The 17,504-nt window shown below is 47.6% G+C and carries 18 protein-coding genes; 4 read left to right on the top strand and 14 right to left on the bottom strand.

What is annotated here, in order from left to right; translation table 11 throughout:
• Positions 1 to 9: 9 nt before the first annotated feature.
• From mshL to ACP7H9_RS08715, 7 genes are all read right to left on the bottom strand, one after another.
• On the bottom strand, positions 10 to 1,695 hold the full coding sequence (mshL, locus tag ACP7H9_RS08745) for a pilus (MSHA type) biogenesis protein MshL (RefSeq protein ID WP_439222575.1): 1,686 nt from the start codon (positions 1,693 to 1,695) through the stop codon (positions 10 to 12).
• A complete protein-coding gene (locus ACP7H9_RS08740; RefSeq protein ID WP_439222574.1) occupies positions 1,692 to 2,033 on the bottom strand; it encodes a Type II secretory pathway component in 342 nt (113 codons plus the stop codon). The genes mshL and ACP7H9_RS08740 overlap by 4 nt, the downstream gene beginning before the upstream one ends.
• Positions 2,026 to 2,661, bottom strand: a complete 636-nt coding sequence (locus ACP7H9_RS08735) for a Type II secretory pathway component (RefSeq protein ID WP_114982041.1) — start codon at positions 2,659 to 2,661, stop codon at positions 2,026 to 2,028. The genes ACP7H9_RS08740 and ACP7H9_RS08735 overlap by 8 nt, the downstream gene beginning before the upstream one ends.
• On the bottom strand, positions 2,654 to 3,262 hold the full coding sequence (locus tag ACP7H9_RS08730) for a PilN domain-containing protein (RefSeq protein ID WP_114982040.1): 609 nt from the start codon (positions 3,260 to 3,262) through the stop codon (positions 2,654 to 2,656). The genes ACP7H9_RS08735 and ACP7H9_RS08730 overlap by 8 nt, the downstream gene beginning before the upstream one ends.
• Complete coding sequence (locus tag ACP7H9_RS08725) at positions 3,259 to 4,170, bottom strand: Type II secretory pathway component (protein ID WP_114982039.1); 912 nt, start codon at positions 4,168 to 4,170, stop codon at positions 3,259 to 3,261. The genes ACP7H9_RS08730 and ACP7H9_RS08725 overlap by 4 nt, the downstream gene beginning before the upstream one ends.
• A 130-nt stretch (positions 4,171 to 4,300) precedes the next feature.
• Positions 4,301 to 5,335 (bottom strand): dihydroorotase, encoded by a 1,035-nt coding sequence (gene pyrC, locus ACP7H9_RS08720; RefSeq protein WP_034818719.1) that lies wholly within the window; start codon positions 5,333 to 5,335, stop codon positions 4,301 to 4,303.
• 86 nt (positions 5,336 to 5,421) lie between these two features.
• On the bottom strand, positions 5,422 to 6,003 hold the full coding sequence (locus tag ACP7H9_RS08715; RefSeq protein WP_011233622.1) for a thymidine kinase: 582 nt from the start codon (positions 6,001 to 6,003) through the stop codon (positions 5,422 to 5,424).
• A gap of 100 nt (positions 6,004 to 6,103) precedes the next feature.
• Here ACP7H9_RS08715 and ACP7H9_RS08710 point away from each other — a divergent pair, with 100 nt between their 5' ends.
• On the top strand, positions 6,104 to 7,336 hold the full coding sequence (locus ACP7H9_RS08710) for an adenosine deaminase family protein (protein ID WP_417439063.1): 1,233 nt from the start codon (positions 6,104 to 6,106) through the stop codon (positions 7,334 to 7,336).
• An 89-nt stretch (positions 7,337 to 7,425) separates the two neighbouring features.
• Here the strand turns inward: ACP7H9_RS08710 and ACP7H9_RS08705 are convergent, their stop codons facing one another.
• The 5 genes from ACP7H9_RS08705 to ACP7H9_RS08685 all read right to left on the bottom strand — a co-directional run bounded on the left by ACP7H9_RS08705 (position 7,426) and on the right by ACP7H9_RS08685 (position 12,166).
• Entirely contained in the window at positions 7,426 to 8,454 is a 1,029-nt protein-coding gene (locus tag ACP7H9_RS08705; RefSeq protein WP_110013547.1) for a DUF2955 domain-containing protein, read from the bottom strand.
• A gap of 13 nt (positions 8,455 to 8,467) precedes the next feature.
• On the bottom strand, positions 8,468 to 9,529 hold the full coding sequence (locus tag ACP7H9_RS08700) for an HlyD family secretion protein (RefSeq protein WP_034818725.1): 1,062 nt from the start codon (positions 9,527 to 9,529) through the stop codon (positions 8,468 to 8,470).
• On the bottom strand, positions 9,526 to 10,014 hold the full coding sequence (locus ACP7H9_RS08695; protein WP_034818727.1) for a MarR family transcriptional regulator: 489 nt from the start codon (positions 10,012 to 10,014) through the stop codon (positions 9,526 to 9,528). The genes ACP7H9_RS08700 and ACP7H9_RS08695 overlap by 4 nt, the downstream gene beginning before the upstream one ends.
• Before the next feature lie 170 nt (positions 10,015 to 10,184).
• Positions 10,185 to 10,745, bottom strand: coding sequence for a single-stranded DNA-binding protein (gene ssb, locus ACP7H9_RS08690; protein ID WP_011233617.1), 561 nt, complete (start codon positions 10,743 to 10,745; stop codon positions 10,185 to 10,187).
• Between the two features lie 44 nt (positions 10,746 to 10,789).
• Positions 10,790 to 12,166: an MFS transporter gene (locus tag ACP7H9_RS08685; protein WP_034818730.1), complete on the bottom strand. Its 1,377-nt coding sequence runs from the start codon at positions 12,164 to 12,166 to the stop codon at positions 10,790 to 10,792.
• Positions 12,167 to 12,282: 116 nt separating this feature from the next.
• Between ACP7H9_RS08685 and uvrA the strand changes: the two genes are divergently transcribed.
• The 3 genes from uvrA to glsA are packed head-to-tail and all read left to right on the top strand — an operon-like array spanning position 12,283 to position 16,474.
• Positions 12,283 to 15,108, top strand: coding sequence for an excinuclease ABC subunit UvrA (gene uvrA / locus ACP7H9_RS08680; RefSeq protein WP_439222573.1), 2,826 nt, complete (start codon positions 12,283 to 12,285; stop codon positions 15,106 to 15,108).
• Positions 15,109 to 15,120: 12 nt separating this feature from the next.
• A complete protein-coding gene (locus tag ACP7H9_RS08675; RefSeq protein WP_034818742.1) occupies positions 15,121 to 15,528 on the top strand; it encodes an acyl-CoA thioesterase in 408 nt (135 codons plus the stop codon).
• Positions 15,518 to 16,474, top strand: a complete 957-nt coding sequence (gene glsA / locus ACP7H9_RS08670) for a glutaminase A (protein ID WP_011233613.1) — start codon at positions 15,518 to 15,520, stop codon at positions 16,472 to 16,474. Before ACP7H9_RS08675 ends, glsA begins: the two co-directional genes overlap by 11 nt.
• Here the strand turns inward: glsA and ACP7H9_RS08665 are convergent.
• Both ACP7H9_RS08665 and ACP7H9_RS08660 read right to left on the bottom strand, forming a co-directional pair.
• A complete protein-coding gene (locus ACP7H9_RS08665) occupies positions 16,471 to 17,226 on the bottom strand; it encodes an amino acid ABC transporter substrate-binding protein (protein WP_243734927.1) in 756 nt (251 codons plus the stop codon). The two genes, glsA and ACP7H9_RS08665, sit on opposite strands and share 4 nt — an antisense overlap.
• Positions 17,227 to 17,434: 208 nt before the next feature.
• On the bottom strand, positions 17,435 to 17,504 hold a 70-nt coding region (locus ACP7H9_RS08660; RefSeq protein WP_317498017.1), incomplete at its 5' end, for a hypothetical protein.

Here is a 17,504-nt window from a genome sequence, read left to right as displayed (position 1 = left end):
CTACCTTAGTTATTGCTCTATATCCGGGAACCATTCTTGCAGCAGTTCGCGAGATCGTTTCAGTTCATCGCGCCAGGTATCAACACCCACCACAGTCGGTTTCAGTAATATAACCAGTTCTTTCTTTTCCTGGCGGTTGCGACGGTTAGTAAATAACTCGCCCAACAAAGGAATATCACCTAATAGCGGTACTTTACTGACTTCTTCGGAGTTAGTCGTCTGCATCAAACCACCGAGAACCACTATTTCGCCGTTGCGAGCTTTAACTATGGTGTCTGACTCACGAATATTGCTACGAGCCAGAGGTAACACCAGCTCACCGTCGGTTAAGGTAATGACTTTTTGTTGCTCCTCCGTTTCGACAACTGACGGATGTACATGAAGAATGACCTCACCATCGTCGCTAATTTGGGGGGTAACATCTAAAGATATACCTGAGAAGAACGGTGTTAAATCGACATTTGAGTTCGATACAGGTGTACTACCTCCACTTCCAAAATTAGTTGTCGAATCTACGTTGGTTACGAAATAAGAATCTTCACCAATTTTAATAACCGCTTTCTGATTGTTCGACGCACTAACACGAGGATTAGAAAGTACTTGTACAGTGCCCTGGGTTTGCAGCATTTCAATCATGCCGGAAAAGTTATTGCTTTCATCACTATATGTTAACCCAAATAGACCACCTATAGTTGAAGCTGCAGGAAGCGGATTTGTTCCAGCAAAATCTACACCGACCCCTACTCCCCAACCAGCTTTACCATTGTATAAGTCACTCCAGTTTATCCCTTGTTGATAGCCATCGTTCAGAGTTACTTCAATAATACGAGCTTCCAGAATAACCTGACGCTGCAGACGAGATTCCAGAACCGTGATGAAATCACCAACAGCGCGCAGCTTACTTGGTGAAGCAGTAACACTAACAATACCCGCCTGCGGCGAAAGCACCACATTGCCGTCACCAATAATGCCTTCAATAACATCTTTCAGACCGCCCCATAAGTCGGTTTCTGACTGGGTATTTATGCTGGAACCATTACCTTGCAACTGATTCTGCTGACTGTCCCGACGGTACTCACCATCGTTATTACCAAGCAGAGGAGTTCCTTCTACACGGGTGTTGCTGTTTCCTGAATTGTTACCTAATCCTCTGTTATTGTTACGCTCCTCACTGACACCACCACCTGAAATTTCGGTCTGTGACATACCAAAACGGCGAAGTGACAGGTAGTCCAGCGAGAACGTCTGAGTTCTTACCCCGGCAGGGTATATTTGAATAGTACGTCCGGAACGACGAACTTCAAAACCATACATGTTCTGCACAGCATCCAGCGTTTCATCTAAAGTCACGTCTTTCAGGCTTAACGAGATTTCGCCACTGACATTGGGGTGTACCAGAATGTTGTAAGGAGAATCTGCCGCTAGCCCATAAAAGAAAGCTTTCGCATCAACATCATCGGCCTGCAGCACAAACCGGGGCTCCTCGAGTAAGGCGAGTCCGTCTTCCTGTTCTTTATTTGCCGTCTGATTTAAGAAGTTACTGACTTCTGCTGGCAGTTCTTTCTTCGCCTCCGTTTTTTTCTTTTCAGAAGCTTCCGGTTTCATTGCTTTATTGGCTTCATCCGGAGAATAGCTCGGTTGATAAGCACAGCCGCTTAGTGCCAACAATAACGCTCCTGCTGCAACTTTTTTCATTTTACGGCCCCCGAATTGCCTTTCTCGTTCTGCTTTATCGGCTTAAACAAAGTAATCTCTACTCTTTCGTTGTTCTTCTCTAAAATAACGCTGTTTGGATTAACTGAATTAACCCGAAACCCATCAATATTTTCACCAGGCTTAACCCATTCACCGTTAATACGGGCTGACTGACTCTGCTCTGAATAAAAAATTTGAGACAGTTTTATATTCTGTCCCCAACTATCCATTTCCACTGTGGGCTGACTTACTGTAAACGGCGGCTGGGTAGGATCCCGCTCTTGCGAAAAAGCCGAGACCGCGACCATAAGTAATAACAACGCAATTCCTTTAAGCACTGATAAACTCCTTATCCGTACTTAGCAGATACCAGACTATCGTCACCTTCGCTGTCGGGTAGTCGCCTACCTGATAATCAAAGCGGGCCCACTGGACATTGGGGTACTCTTTTTGCAGCGTATCCACAAAGTCGGATACCGCGAAAAAACGCCCGGTAAATTCCGCCTGCACAGCATGCTGATAGAGTTTAATAGACCCGGTTTCAAATACGACGGTCGGCTCTTTAGCTTCTAAACTATCCATTCCCAGTTCCGAGGCATGACGTAACACGCTGTTGAGAAACTGCTTTCGTTGTTGTGCGGGCAATAAAACCTCGCTTTCCGAAAAATCGCCTTTTGCCTGCGTTAACCGCTGCTTCAACTGCTTAATTTCAGCCCTGACCGGAGCATCAATGTCGTTAGCTAACTGCGCCTGCAAGTCCTGCTCTAATTGCTCAGACTGTTCTATTTGAGTAGCAATACGGTGGTTATCCGCTGAAAGAACTTTATTTTGTTCCAGCGTTGGAAAAATAACGTAACTCATAATTGGCAGGGTAATAATTAAAAAACCGGCCAACGACAAAAGCGCTCGCTGTCTTCCGGGCATAGAATTAAAAGTTTCTTGTGCGCGTAACCACCAGTTATTCATTGTTTGATTCGCCCTCGCTGCTTCTGACGCTTTGCAGCAAAAACTGCTGATAACCCTGCTCACTGCGCTTAAGTTCTACAACCGCAAAACGTTTATTTGCCAGTAAGCTCGACTGACCAAATTTATCCATCCACAGCACTAAGGCTTCACTGTTTAGAGCTTGCCCGTGTAAACGGATATTTTCACCAGACATTGAAAAATCGGTTAACCAAATGTCTTCCGGGGTGATATCTGCAAGTTCCTGTAAAAACTCACTAACGGATGAAGACCGGTTTTGCCGAAACTCTGCAATTTGCTGACTGAAACTTCTGGCGTCCTGCAATTCTTGTTGCAACTGCTCTTTTTCTGCCTGCAGTTGCGGGCTTGGCTGCCGCCGGGACATTCTCTCGCGACTGCTCTCCAGGTCATTATTGAGCTTAGTCAGGGTAGCTGACAATTGTTCATTCTTTTGCACAACTGTTGCCTTTTGCCACTGAGTAACACCTACCACAATGAGCAACAGCGCCAGCCAAACACCCAAAACAGAGCTTACCTTTGTTAGTGTGAGCCTCTGCTTTACCGGCTTCAGCTCACTGCGGTACAGATTTACCCATTGCTTCATAAATCGCCCTCAACTAACGCACCTAAACCGGCAAGATCGGAGTAGTCGCCCTCGCGTAAGTCAGCGGACCATTGCGGGTACTGATACATAGTGCACTCTACTGCTAACAGCTCAGCCAGGCTCTTTTCAAGGGACGCCGGCGTCATATGTTCTACGGCAATAATAATTCGGCTAATGGGGGCCTGTCGCAAATGGCTTTCGAAATAATCAACCGAGCGCTGTAGCTCTGTTGCCAAAGGTTCTAAAGCACCAGCTGCTATTTCACTCTCTGTGTATTTAGACACATCGGTCACACCGCGCAGCAAGCGAGTAAACATAAGCCCTTTGGGGGTATTAATTTGTGCAAGGTAATTACCAGCAGGATTTTGGTATAAAGTGAGTTCAGCGTGGTTCTGAGTTTCAGCTAACCGCGGTAACGTCAGTTCAGTAATGGCGATATCCGTTAAGCTCAGGTCATGTTCACTGAATAGCTCAACCCAGGGCATTAAATCGTTTTTATTCGCCGCAACCGCAACCACTTTATCCTGACCGGATGGTTGCTCCGGAAACTCATAATAGTCGGCAATGATTTCATCAGCCGCAAAGGACACTAAGTCGCTTAAACTGTATTTTAAGCTTTCCGAAATTTCTTCCGGATCCAGCATGGGCCTATCCACCTGAACCGACTCGTATAAATCCGTTCCCAACACCAGGGTGACTTGCGCATGCTTTAACGACAAGCGGGAATATTTACCCAAAAGGGTATCCGCGTGCTTAAGTAACGAACCTCGCTGCACTGGCTCGTAGTCATTAACGATCAATTCGGGGGCGTTAGCAGAGCCTTTAGCAACGAGAAGACGGACGCTGTTTTGCGTTATTTGAAAGCAAATACGGTGATCATTTTGTTTTTGCTTTGAAAATCCTAGCACTCAACAACATCCTTTATTTTATTTTCAACCATGTTAACAGAAACTTTGCAAAGCTCATCAGAAAAAGCGCGGGTTCGCTACAGTTTATGATCTTCGTCATAACCCATTTTTCGCACTACAACTTTAATGGCTAGCCGCGCAGTTTCCATTGCAAATCAGACCCTGCCCAATAAGGCACCATAGGCCCTGTTGCCGTGTCTACCGTTTCAGCAACAGTCCATGGTTGTTGAACCAGTTCAATGGTCTCAGTGTTGCGGGGTAACTGATAAAAATCAGCTCCAAAAACACTGGCAAAATTTGCCAATTTATCCAGCGCGTTATGCTGACTAAAAAACTCGGCATAAAGCTCAATTGCTGCTGGAGCTGAATAACAACCAGCGCAACCACAGGCAGTCTCTTTACTTGCCTGCACATGCGGAGCTGAGTCAGTTCCGAGGAAAAACTTAGGGTTACCGGACAAGGCCGCCTGCTGCAAAGCCTGCTGGTGTGACTGGCGTTTTAAAATTGGCAAACAATAGTTGTGTGGACGAATACCACCGACCAGCAAGTCGTTGCGGTTCATCAGTAAGTGTTGCGGGGTCATTGTTGCTGCGACATTACTGTTGGCATTTTCGACAAACTTAACCGCGTCGGCGGTGGTAATGTGCTCCAGCACCAGCTTTAATTGCGGGAAGCGCTCGGTTATCGGAATTAAATGCCGCTCAATAAAGACTCTTTCGCGGTCAAAGATATCAACGTCGCTGTCGGTTACTTCACCATGCACCAGCAAAGGCACCTGATGCTCCTGCATAGCAGCCAGCACCGGAGCAAGAGCTTCTACCGATTTTACACCAGCGGCAGAATTTGTGGTGGCTCCTGACGGGTATAGCTTGAAGCCAATAACATGCTCGTTCGCAGCAGCTTCAGCAATTTCTTCTGGAGTCGTGTCTGCCGTGAGATACAGAGCCATAAGCGGGTGAAAACTCATACCAGCGGGAATTTCGGCCAAAATTCTCTCACGATACTCCATAGCGGCCGCTACGGTTGTTACCGGAGGCACCAGGTTTGGCATAACCACAGCACGATGAAACACTGCTGCGGTTGCAGGTACGGTTGTTTGTAACATAGCACCATCGCGTAAATGCAGGTGCCAGTCATCAGGTCTTGGAATTGTTAAGCTTTGCATAGTCACTTCTGGCTAAAAAATGAGAAACTCAGTATACCATCAAGTGCCTTCGCTAAAACCCATATTCCGTACTCTATTTGACCGTTTTAGCGCAGCCCCATGGCTTCTTTCCAGTGTTTACGACAACAGGAAACGTAACGATCATTGCCACCAATAGCTATTTGCTGCCCCATGCGTATCGCATTGCCCTGTTCGTCAACCCGCAATGACATGGTCGCTTTGCGACCGCAGTGGCAGATGGTTTTCATTTCCACCAGTTTGTCGGCTATAGCCAACAACACCGCACTACCCGGAAAGGCGTTGCCAAAAGCGTCGGTGCGGATGCCGTAACACATTACCGGAATATTGTCGGTGTCAGCCAGACTGGACAGTTGCCACACCTGCTCTTCACTTAAAAACTGTGCTTCATCAATTAACACACAGTCAATTGCCTGTTGCATGTAGCGAGCCCGGACTACGGCAGCTAAATCTGTCCGGTGTGTGAAAGACACCGCATCGCGACCAATACCTAATCGGGAAGCAATACGCCCTTTACCTGCCCGGTCATCTAAAGCTGGCGTCATCAGCAGGACATGTTGTTGGCGCTCTTCGTAGTTGTGCGCCACTTGCAATAACGACGTGCTTTTGCCTGCATTCATTGCCGAATAAGTGAAATATAGAGAAGCCATTTTGTTCTATTTTTTTAAGTTAATGTGGTCAGATCCTGGCAGAGATTAGCACGATTTTATGGCATTATGGGACAAAGCAACCTTAAGGCAGGAGTTCTCAATGCAATATTCCCCCGAATTTATCAAAGCCATTCCTAAAGCTGACTTGCACTTGCACCTTGATGGAAGCCTTCGTGCCAGCAGCTTAATTGATATGGCTAAGCGCGCTGATATCGAACTTCCAAGCTATACCGAAGAAGGCCTGTTTGATCTGGTATTTAAATCGCATTACAACAATTTGGGTGAATACCTAAATGGGTTTCAGTACACCTGTGCCGCTTTGCGCGATTTAGAAAACCTGGAGCAAGCCTCTTATGAATTAGCCGTCGATAATCAAAACGAAGGGGTTAATTACATTGAGGTACGTTTTGCTCCTCAGCTACTCATGGACCCAGGTAAAGGTGTTACTTTTGACACCATAATGCACGTAGTAAACGACGGCCTTTTGCGCGCAAAGAAAGAGTACAATAACAGCGCAGACGTTAAAAACGGCGATAAGCCACCATTTGACTACGGCATTATCAACTGCGCCATGCGGATGTTTGGTAAAAAAGGGTTTTCCCCTTATTACACACAAATGTTTCAGTTAATGCGTGACTTTGAACCTATGCAGGTTATTAAAACGGCCGCAATGGACTTAGTTCGCGCCAGCGTCCGTATGCGTGACGAAGAAGGCATGCCAATTGTCGGGCTGGATATTGCCGGTCAGGAAATTGGTTACCCGGCAGGCGAGTTCAAAGAAGTGTACGAATACGCGCACGAGAACTTTCTGCTGAAAACCGTACATGCCGGAGAAGCTTACGGCGCTGAGAGCATTTTTGAGGCGTTAACCAAGTGCCATGCCGACCGCTTAGGTCATGGTTATTCCTTATTCTCTCCTGAAATGACTCAGGACCCGTCTATTGAAGACCCAAAAGCTTATGGTGAAAGCCTGGCCTCTTATATTGCTGACCGTCGTATTGCCGTTGAAGTTTGCCTGACCAGTAACCTGCAAACTAATCCCGATATTGGCGACATTAAAAACCACAATTTCCAGCATATGCTGGATAACCGCTTAGCTACCATTATTTGTACCGATAACCGTTTGGTTTCTCGTACCACGGTCAGCAACGAATATCAGTTAGCTGTGGATAATTTTGATATTTCGCTGAAGCGCCTGAAAGACATTGTCGCCTACGGCTTTAAGAAAAACTTCTTCCCGGGTCGCTATGTAGAAAAACGCGATTACGCTAAGCAAAACCTGGAGTATTTTGACAAAGTGGTTAAACAGTTTGGGTTAAACGACGCAAGCTAAGTAAAAAACCGTTCGAGTTTAGATATTTTAGACAAGCATGCAGCTGATTAAGTGGCTGCATGCTCTTCCAGGCACTATGGGTATCAATTTTAAGCAGCGCCAAATCGCGTTCCCGCAAACTGATTCAAGAGTTTGTGTACCAAATAGCACACCATCATAGCCGCAATAATTGCGACAAAGGTGCTGCTCAAACGGTAAAGACCGGAATACACCAAGTCTTGTGCCGGCGATAAATACTGACCGAAAAGAATGCCCATAGTGGTCATTGCCCCAAAACCCACTCCGGCTCCCGAAGCTTCAAGTACATGAATGCGGGCAAACAACATCACCCCAAGCCAGAACAACGGCACAATCAACCACAGTATGTCATACCAGCCGTAAAGTAGAACCTGAGCACCTAGACCAAACATAACACCAATTAGAGTCCCTGCCGCTCGCTTGCGCGCGTAAGTTAATGCCCCGTTCCAGTTCATGGGAAATAGCACCAAAATAGTAGTGGCCTGCGCAGAAATAGAATCCTGCAAATCGAACAGCTGAAACACCAAAAACGACAGGGTTGTCACCGTAGCGCCCAAAATAGCTTCATGGCGCACGCGGTTAGGTGACTTGTCCGGCAAAGGCGGTGGTGCCGCGTTATGTTCTTTATTGGGTATAATCGCATGCATAACAAAGGCAATGGCTATTGCCAGTATCGACGCAAAGAAGTTACTGGCTATTAAGTTATTAACGTCGGTGCCCGGATAACTGGCGTAATGCAGCATAATACTCAACATCAGTACACCATTTGCGCCGAACAGGAACGCCGTGCCGCGCGCCATAAAAGCAAACCTATACAGAAATAAGACAAAGGCGACCATTGTCATTAATACTGAATGCCCGCCCAGTATCTGCGCCAGAATACCCACTTCCAGTCCGCACATAACCGACGCCGCAAGTATTTGCCTGGCGACCTGCCGGTTTATCATTGGCACTAACCCCAATAGCAGCATTGGTAATACGGTAAAAAACACGCCATAAGACAAGTCAAACAGTGCCGTGACCAGAAAACCGATGGAGCCACCAAAGGCGATTCGTAAGCATTGCCGTAGGCCGTTTTCACTCAAGACTGAAGTTGCCATAGTTCCTTCCTGATCAATAAATGTAGTGTAACCAGCCCAGCAACCGGATTTGCGCTTTCGCGATAGCAGCTTTGACGCTTCCTTCAGGAACTATCTGTACCGTGGCCTTCGCTCCGGCCGGGCGCTCTGAATCCGGTTGTTCTGCTAAACTCAGGTGAACCCGAAGTCGCTGCGCGTCTCGCACCCAACGGTTAGAGTTAACCGGTGCTGCTAAGGCTCCGTCGGCACTTAACTGACCTGCGTTGACACCGGCATCAATGCTCTCCACTTTCACCTCATAAAGCGTGCCGGGTTCAGCATCAAATACCACCAGAGCCTGCTGCCCGGACTTTATGTGCCGTAAATTCTTCTCACGAAAATCGGCGACAATGTCGGCATTGGGTGATACCAGCGCCATTAGCGGCGAGCCTTGACGGGCATAAGCGCCTTCGCTGAGCTTTAGATTACCGACACGTCCGGCATGTTTCGCACGCACGGTGGTGTAGCTTAAGTTAAGCTTCGCTGTTTCTATCGCATTTTCAGCTTGTTGAATAAGTAAGTTGTTTGCATCGTCCTCGGCACCTCGTTGCACTTCTAGACTCTGTAGTTGCGACTGGGCGGCTTCAACATTTGCCAGGGCCTCTAGCTTACTGCTCTGCGCACGGTCATATGCCTGTTGCGACGAACTACCGTCTTCTACCAGATCTTTAATGCGCCGCGCCTCACGGCTGAGCTCTTGAGCTTTTGCCTGTGCTGACTTTAACTTTGCCCGAGCAGTTCGAATTTGGGCATCAAACTGTTGGTTTGACTGTTGCGCCTGAGCCAGTGCCAGCTCTGATTGCTGTAATTGCAGTTGATAAGGTCGCGGGTCAATTTCAAATAGTGGCTCGCCCTCTTCAACATACTGGTTATTATTAACCAAGACTTTCTCTACCGTACCATTCACCTGCGGTGCAACTTGAGTCACCACCCGGGTCACCATTGCCTGCGGGGTTAGCGGCAGGCTCAAGTCGGCCCACAGAAAATAGGCAAATACGAGCACAAATAGCACCAATGCCCGCTTAACCCAACGGGCAAACTTTTCGTCTGCGGTCATACTTTTTCCTCATTATTTTGGTCAAGCTTCTGAGCTTCAGACATGTGATTCGCATTGTATGAAATCATCGCCAGAACCTTCTTAACCGTTTCAATTTCTTCGTCTTCGATATTGGCCAGCAACGCCCTTCGTACTTTTAGAATTTTCGCTTCCATTTTTTTAACCAGCGCATGACCTGACTTCGTCAAAAACACCTGCTTAGCACGGCCGTCGTCCGGGCTTGCTTCGCGCGTAATCAACTCTTGCTCTTCCAGTTGCGCGAGCGTGCGCATGAGTGAACCAAGTTCTAGCTCAAGCGCTTCCGCAAGCTGCTTTTGGCTGACACCATCTCCAATACGTGCCAGTTTCCACATAGCACTCCAGCGCGGGTAGGTTAACCCCAGCGGCGCCAGTTCCTTATCCGCAATAGCCTGCCACTGACGCGCAACGCGACCGAGTCGTTCAGGTACAGATAACTGTCTGAGCTGTTCTTGTGTTAATGTCATAGCAACCTCTTTAGTTAGCACGCTAAGTATAATAACAAACTTAGCGTGCTAACTAAAATGAAAATAGCGATAGGTTTGAACTAAAAATTAGATACAAAAAAAGCCCCTGCAAAAGGGGCTTTTTTCACATGATACAGATACCCGAGCGGGTAAATCCTATACTCGGCAAACTAGAACGGAATATCGTCATCAAAATCATTGTCAGGTGAAAACGGCGCGGGTTCTGCCGGTTTTTGTTGTGACTGTTGATTTTGCTGCTGCGCTGGCTGAGGCGCAGGACGCTGTTGTTGCTGTGATTGCTGTTGTGGTTGACCACCACCGTAACCACCGCCTTGCTGCTGACCGCCACCAAAACCCTGGCCTTGTTGTGGAGCACCACCCTGCGGGCCGCCACGAGAATCCAGCATTTGCATTTCGTTAATGACCACTTCTGTCGTGTAACGCTCTACGTTGTCCTGGCCTGTCCATTTACGCGTTTGCAAACGCCCTTCAACATAAACTTTAGAGCCCTTTTTCAGGTACTCACCGGCAATTTCAGCTAAGCGACGATAAGCCACACAACGGTGCCATTCGGTTTGTTCGCGCGGTTCGCCTGTTTGCTTGTCTTTCCAGGTTTCGCTGGTAGCAATCGACAGGTTGGCTATCGCTGTGCTGTTTTGGGTATAACGAACCTCTGGGTCAGCGCCCAAGTTACCAATTAAAATTACTTTATTTACACCGCGACTGGCCATTAGATTCTCCTGTTCCTTGTACGCGTTACAACTGCTTCAAATTATTAAGCGACCGATGCTTCTTTAAGCAACTGATTAACCGCCTTTTCATCGTAATGTTTTTTATCAACTTTTAAATAAGTGGCCTGATCTTCTTCAACCCATCTTGCTTCCGTAACGCCGGTTACGGTAAGTAACTGCTCACTTAGCTTGGTAGCCTTGCTTTCAGTTAACCCGGGCAATGATAACGAGACACTGGTGACACCTGCGGGGTTAACCATGACTAAACTGATTAGCAACCAACATACTAGCAAGATCAGGCAGAAAACAACAACGCCAGATATCCCAAAAAACTGTAAGACTGAGCCGCCTACGACCCCACCAACAAAAGAGCCTAAAAACTGACCTGTTGAATAAATTCCGCTGGCACTGCCTTTGCTTCCCGCTGGCGCAATTCGGGTGAGTAACGAAGGTAAACTGGCCTCAATAAAGTTAAAGCCAGTGAAAAATATAACCAGAGCAGCAACCAGCAGCCAGGGGTTTTGCCCCGCTATGGCAATAATTAGCAGCGCAACAATTAAAGTAATAATAGAAAACCGCAGCCACTGCACAGAATTATTATTACGCGAACTGCTGATAATCATTGGCACCATGAACAAAATGGACGCTGCCAGCGTAGGTAAGTAAAACCAGGCATGAGTCTGACTTTCAAAACCTGCGTTTTGCAGTTGCATGGGTAAAGTCACAAACCATGCCGTTAAAATAGCGTGTAATACAAAAATACCACTGTTCAGGCACCACAGTTGTTTGTGTTTAAGCAAATGCCCCAGTTCTGACAACACGGGTAAGGATTCACGCCTCGCAGAAGTTGTCACCACTTTGGGGACGCTCAGCAACAACACCAGAATGCCCAGAGCGCCACTGGCGGCGGTAAACCAGAACAAACCCGAAAGCCCAATAATATTGCCCAATAAAGGTCCGGCTACCAGCGAAATAGCGAACGCCAGGCCAATGCACATACCAATAGTGGCCATCACTTTCGGCCGTTGTTCGTCACGCGATAAGTCAGCTGCCAATGCCAGAATAGCAGCCGCAATAGCGCCCAGCCCCTGTAGCGCCCGACCAATGGATACACCCAATAGAGTATCAGCCTGAGCTGCCACCGCACTGCCTAGAATAAAGACCAGCAAACCACCGACAATAACCGGCTTTCGGCCAAGGCGGTCAGACAGCATACCTAACGGAATTTGCAACAGTGCCTGTGTCAGGCCGTAGGCACCCAGAGCAATACCGACCCAAAGCGGGGAATAGTCAGGGTAGTCTTGTGCATAAACCGCTAAAACTGGCATGATCAAAAACAGCCCTAACATCCGTATACCAAAGACGGAAGCTAGTGCTAAAGCGGCTTTTTTCTCTGTTTTATTTAATTTTTGCGGCGTCATTTCACTGCTTTTATATCAGTAACATGATAAATGATGCCGTTATTGTACCAGATGCCTAACACTGTGCGATAATAGCGTTTTGTCGTCAGTCATTTACTGAACAACAGACGGGAATTATGGATACTATCGAAGTACGCGGTGCGCGCACGCACAACTTAAAAAATTTCAATCTGACCATCCCCCGCAATAAGCTGATTGTGATCACCGGCTTATCCGGTTCGGGTAAGTCATCACTTGCTTTCGATACCCTATATGCAGAGGGACAGAGACGCTATGTTGAGTCGCTCTCTGCCTATGCACGTCAGTTTTTGTCACTGATGGAAAAGCCTGATGTTGACAGTATCGAGGGTCTATCACCCGCTATATCAATTGAGCAGAAGTCGACATCGCATAACCCGCGTTCGACGGTCGGTACTATTACGGAAATTTACGACTATTTACGTCTGATGTTTGCCCGGGTGGGCGAGCCGCGTTGTCCGACTCACGACGTGCCGCTGGCGGCACAGACCGTATCGCAAATGGTCGATAACGTGCTGGCAGCTCCTGAAGGCGAAAAGCGCATGTTGCTTGCGCCTATTATTCAGAACCGTAAAGGCGAGCACTTGAAAGTGCTAGAAAACCTCGCCTTGCAGGGCTACATCCGCGCCCGTATAGACGGTGAAATTTGTGATTTAAGCGATCCTCCCACGTTAGAGCTGCAAAAGAAGCACACCATTGAAGTGGTCGTTGACCGCTTTAAAGTTCGCGACGGCATGGAGCAGCGCCTGGCGGAGTCCTTTGAAACCGCACTGGAGCTTAGTGGCGGAACGGCTTTAGTCGTGCCTATGGAAGGCGACGGTGATGCCGAAGTTTACTCAGCGAACTTTGCCTGCCCGCATTGTGGTTACAGTATGCAGGAACTGGAACCACGGTTGTTCTCGTTCAACAATCCGGCCGGTGCCTGTACTACTTGTGACGGTCTGGGCGTTGAGCAGTTTTTTGATCCGGCCAAAGTTGTTGTTAATGCAGAGCTGTCGCTAACAGGCGGTGCAATTCGCGGCTGGGACAAGCGCAACTTCTACTATTACCAAATGCTGCAGTCACTGGCGAAGCATTACGAGTTTAAATTGTCGCAGCCTTTCAACGAATTGCCCGATGACATTCGCGAAAAAATTCTGTTTGGTAGCGGTAAAGAAGAAATAAAGTTCACTTACATGAACGACCGCGGCGACAAAGTGGTCAGAGCGCATCCGTTTGAAGGGATTATTCCTAACATGCAGCGCCGTTACCGCGAGACTGAATCACAGGCTGTGCGCGACGAGTTGTCCAAATACGTAGCGACGCAACCCTGTAAAAGCTGCGGTGGCACCCGCTTACGTACCGAAGCTCGTCATGTGTTTATTCAGGGTACAACCCTGCCGGAAGTTGTTGAGCAGTCCATTGGCGACGCACTTGAGTTCTTCCAGCAACTGAGCCTGGAAGGTCAGCGTGCGCAAATTGCAGAGAAAATTCTAAAAGAGATTAATGACCGTCTACGCTTCTTAGTAAACGTGGGACTCAACTATTTAAGTTTGTCCCGTAGCGCAGAAACCTTGTCTGGTGGTGAGGCGCAGCGTATTCGTCTGGCCAGCCAAATTGGTGCGGGGCTGGTTGGTGTTATGTACGTACTGGATGAACCCAGTATTGGTTTGCACCAGCGCGACAACGAACGGCTGTTGAACACTCTGACTCACCTGCGTGACCTCGGTAACACCGTGATTGTGGTTGAACACGACGAAGACGCTATTCGTCAGGCCGATCACGTTATTGATATTGGCCCTGGTGCCGGCGTACATGGTGGTGAAATTATTGCTCAGGGTCAGGTTGAAGATATTGTCGGAAGTGAAGATTCACTAACCGGCGACTATCTGTCCGGCAGAAAAGAAATAGAAGTTCCTAAGCAACGCCACAAACCGGATAAACGCCGGTTAACCATTCATGGAGCCAGCGGGAACAACCTGAAGAATGTCGATTTTAATTTACCATTAGGTATTATGACCTGTGTGACTGGAGTATCAGGTTCAGGTAAGTCAACGCTGGTCAACAATACGCTGTTCCATATTGCGCATCGTGAACTTAATGGCGCAACGACCGGGGAGCCTGCTCCTTACAAAAGTGTCGATGGCATGCAACTGCTGGATAAAGTGGTAGACATTGACCAGAGCCCAATAGGTCGTACGCCGCGCTCCAACCCGGCGACGTACACCGGTATTTTCACACCAATTCGCGAACTGTTCGCAGGTGTGCCGGAATCACGTGCCCGCGGTTACAAACCCGGTCGTTTCAGCTTTAACGTACGCGGCGGTCGGTGTGAAGCTTGTCAGGGCGATGGAGTCATTAAAGTTGAGATGCACTTCTTGCCGGATGTTTATGTTCCTTGCGATATTTGTAAAGGTCAGCGCTATAATCGCGAAACGCTGGAAGTACAGTACAAAGGCAAGAATATTCACGAAGTACTGGATATGACCATTGAAGACGCTCGTGAGTTCTTCGACCCGGTTCCGGCTATTGCACGCAAGTTGCAAACCTTAATGGATGTGGGCTTGTCTTACGTCCGGTTAGGCCAGTCAGCGACAACACTCTCTGGTGGTGAAGCGCAACGGGTCAAATTGTCACGTGAGTTGTCCAAGCGTGATACTGGCAAAACCTTATACATTCTGGATGAACCGACCACAGGTCTGCATTTCCACGACATTAAGCAATTGCTGGCGGTGATTCATCGTCTGCGTGACCACGGCAACACGGTAGTGGTTATTGAGCACAACTTAGACGTGATAAAAACCGCTGACTGGATCATCGACTTAGGTCCTGAAGGTGGTTCCGGCGGTGGTGAAATTCTTTGCGAAGGTACACCAGAAGATATCTGTGAAAATGAGCGCTCTCACACGGCTCGTTTCTTAAAACCTATGCTTAAGCTGTCATAAAAAGGACGCAATATGTTAACGGAAGACTTTAAAGTAAGATTTTATGAAACCGATGCCCTTGGGCACGTCAATAACACGGTTATACCGGGGTGGATAGAAACCGGACGTTTACCTATTTTTGAGTTCTTTGGAGAAATGTCTCCGAAGACACAAAGCTTAATTGTCGCGCGGCTGGAAGTAGATTACCTCTTACCTATTTATTTTGGCGGTCATGTCACGGTGAATACTTACGTCAGCCGCTTAGGTGGCAGCTCGTTTGATATCACTACCGAAATTTGGCAGAAAGAAAAAATGTGCGCTAAAGGTAAAACGGTATTGGTGTACTTTGATTTTCAACAGGAACGTTCTGTGAAGCTGTCTGACGAATTAAAAGACCGCCTGTCCACCATCACGCATCCGGAGCATTCTCTTGACGCGTGATCTGGTCAGTGGCGGGCAGCAAATACATGCCCCGGATGATCTCAAAAGCCTGCTGGAGGAGATTCATCAGCAGGCCATGAAGATCACCGAGGGGCATGTTGCTGATTACATTCCGGCGTTAGCAGAGGTCGACCCCGAGCTCTGCGGACTCACTCTGGCCACCCTCGACGGCGAGGTATTTAACGTCGGTGATACCCAGGAGCAATTCTCTATCCAGTCCATCTCGAAGATTTTTGGCCTTATGCTGGCAATGGAGCGCCTTGGAGAAGATTTGTGGGACAGAGTTAAAATGGAGCCTTCAGGCCAGGCCTTTAATTCTATAGTGCAGCTAGAGTGGGAAAAAGGCATTCCGCGCAACCCTATGATAAATGCCGGAGCTATTGTTGTTAGCGACGTACTCGTTAGCCGCTACTCTGCCAGTAAAAATGCGGTTTTGAGTTTGGTTCGTACTTTATGCGGCAACGACAACGTTTACGCCGATAACATTGTTCACCAGTCAGAAAAAGAACACGGCCATCGCAATGCGGCCCTTGCTCACCTAATGAAAAGCTTTGGTAATATTGACGCAGAGGTTGATGAACTGCTGGATCATTACTTTTGGCAGTGTGCGTTAACCATGTCTTGCGAAAACCTCGCTCGCTCTTTTACGTTTCTTGCTAATGACGGAATTTGTCCTTTTTCTAAAAAGAAAATTATGTCAAAACGAGACTCACAACGCATTAATGCTTTGCTATCAACCAGCGGCATGTACGACCAAAGCGGTGAATTTGCCTTTACCGTAGGCGTTCCGGCAAAAAGTGGCGTTGGCGGAGGTATGATTGCAGTTGTTCCTGACTTTGGCGTTATTTGTTCATGGAGCCCAAGGTTAAACAGCTACGGTAACAGTGCCCGTGGAATGTACATGGTGCGCGAGCTGGCAAACCGCTTGGGTCTTAGTGTTTACTAGCGCGTTATTGTCGGCCGATATAACTGAAATCGTTCCATATTAAATCGTCTAAAGAGTATTTCGAACTCTCCCTGTCGGCCAAGCTCCCGCAGTAGTCTCTGTAATGTATCTGCGCTGATACTCTTATTCTCGCCAACAAGTAAGTGCAGCTTGTACTCCAGACTAACCTTATCGGATAACAATAAACCGTCTACCTTAATTTGATTGGAGCCTTTTAAAGCAGCCAGCAGTTCATCATTGATAATAGTAAGGTCGATTCGACCGCCCAATATCATCTGCAAGTTGATAATTCGGGAATCTGCCAAATACGTCGTATACTTTTCCTGAACTTCATCTGAGGCCAGAAGTTCTCCGCCTAACAGGTAATGATAGCCCTTAACCCCACCTAAAGTTTTGCCATCGTATGTATCGAAAAACGTCTGGTCTCTGTCTGCTTTTTGTAAGGCGACCAGCCGCTCTTGTCCTCTGACTAAAGGCATTGTTTGCTGAAACCCTACTCCACTTTTTTCCCAACCCCAAAGGGGCGATTCGAAGAATATAACATCACAGCACCCTTTCACACTCAGGGCTTTATGACGATTTGCAGGGGGAATCACCTGAATGCGGAATTCGTAGCTGTCCTGATGCTCATTCAACAAACTTATCAGTTCACGGGTAAGATCCGTTTGCAGTACATCGGAAAAATAAGGAGGGTAATCGTAGGCAGCAACATAGACCGGTACCTGTGCTGTAGCAGAACAGCTTAGTCCCATAAAAACGAACACAGAAAAGTATCTGAGTAATTTCAATTGATTGGCTGACTATAAGTTGAGTATCTATCTCAATAGTTCATTTTTTAGTCTTGAATGTCAATACTTGAGCGAGCCTTCGCTTACTTTTGATAAGCTATTTTGATGAAAAATTATGAGCAGGCATAAAAAAGCCCGGCCAAAGCCGGGCTCTTAAAATCAACAGGACTGCTTAGTCCATGATTTTTGATACAACGCCTGCACCTACGGTACGGCCACCCTCACGGATAGCGAAACGCAGA

It is taken from the genome of Idiomarina sp. ST20R2A10 (assembly GCF_051842345.1).
In the GTDB taxonomy this organism is placed as follows: Bacteria; Pseudomonadota; Gammaproteobacteria; order Enterobacterales; family Alteromonadaceae; genus Idiomarina; species Idiomarina loihiensis.
The sequence above is the reverse complement of the archived record's forward strand: the minus strand, read 5'-3'. Positions and strand labels throughout refer to the sequence as shown.

Excerpts from the sequence above, each read along its gene's own strand:
- ACP7H9_RS08695 (WP_034818727.1), bottom strand. The coding sequence starts at position 10,014 with ATGACATTAACACAAGAACAGCTCAGACAGTTATCTGTACCTGAACGA.
- ACP7H9_RS08700 (WP_034818725.1), bottom strand. The coding sequence starts at position 9,529 with ATGACCGCAGACGAAAAGTTTGCCCGTTGGGTTAAGCGGGCATTGGTG.
- uvrA (WP_439222573.1), top strand. The coding sequence starts at position 12,283 with ATGGATACTATCGAAGTACGCGGTGCGCGCACGCACAACTTAAAAAAT.
- ACP7H9_RS08735 (WP_114982041.1), bottom strand. The coding sequence starts at position 2,661 with ATGAATAACTGGTGGTTACGCGCACAAGAAACTTTTAATTCTATGCCC.
- ssb (WP_011233617.1), bottom strand. The coding sequence starts at position 10,745 with ATGGCCAGTCGCGGTGTAAATAAAGTAATTTTAATTGGTAACTTGGGC.
- ACP7H9_RS08730 (WP_114982040.1), bottom strand. The coding sequence starts at position 3,262 with ATGAAGCAATGGGTAAATCTGTACCGCAGTGAGCTGAAGCCGGTAAAG.
- ACP7H9_RS08685 (WP_034818730.1), bottom strand. The coding sequence starts at position 12,166 with ATGACGCCGCAAAAATTAAATAAAACAGAGAAAAAAGCCGCTTTAGCA.
- ACP7H9_RS08675 (WP_034818742.1), top strand. The coding sequence starts at position 15,121 with ATGTTAACGGAAGACTTTAAAGTAAGATTTTATGAAACCGATGCCCTT.
- pyrC (WP_034818719.1), bottom strand. The coding sequence starts at position 5,335 with ATGCAAAGCTTAACAATTCCAAGACCTGATGACTGGCACCTGCATTTA.
- ACP7H9_RS08665 (WP_243734927.1), bottom strand. The coding sequence starts at position 17,226 with ATGGGACTAAGCTGTTCTGCTACAGCACAGGTACCGGTCTATGTTGCT.
- ACP7H9_RS08705 (WP_110013547.1), bottom strand. The coding sequence starts at position 8,454 with ATGGCAACTTCAGTCTTGAGTGAAAACGGCCTACGGCAATGCTTACGA.
- ACP7H9_RS08715 (WP_011233622.1), bottom strand. The coding sequence starts at position 6,003 with ATGGCTTCTCTATATTTCACTTATTCGGCAATGAATGCAGGCAAAAGC.
- mshL (WP_439222575.1), bottom strand. The coding sequence starts at position 1,695 with ATGAAAAAAGTTGCAGCAGGAGCGTTATTGTTGGCACTAAGCGGCTGT.
- ACP7H9_RS08710 (WP_417439063.1), top strand. The coding sequence starts at position 6,104 with ATGCAATATTCCCCCGAATTTATCAAAGCCATTCCTAAAGCTGACTTG.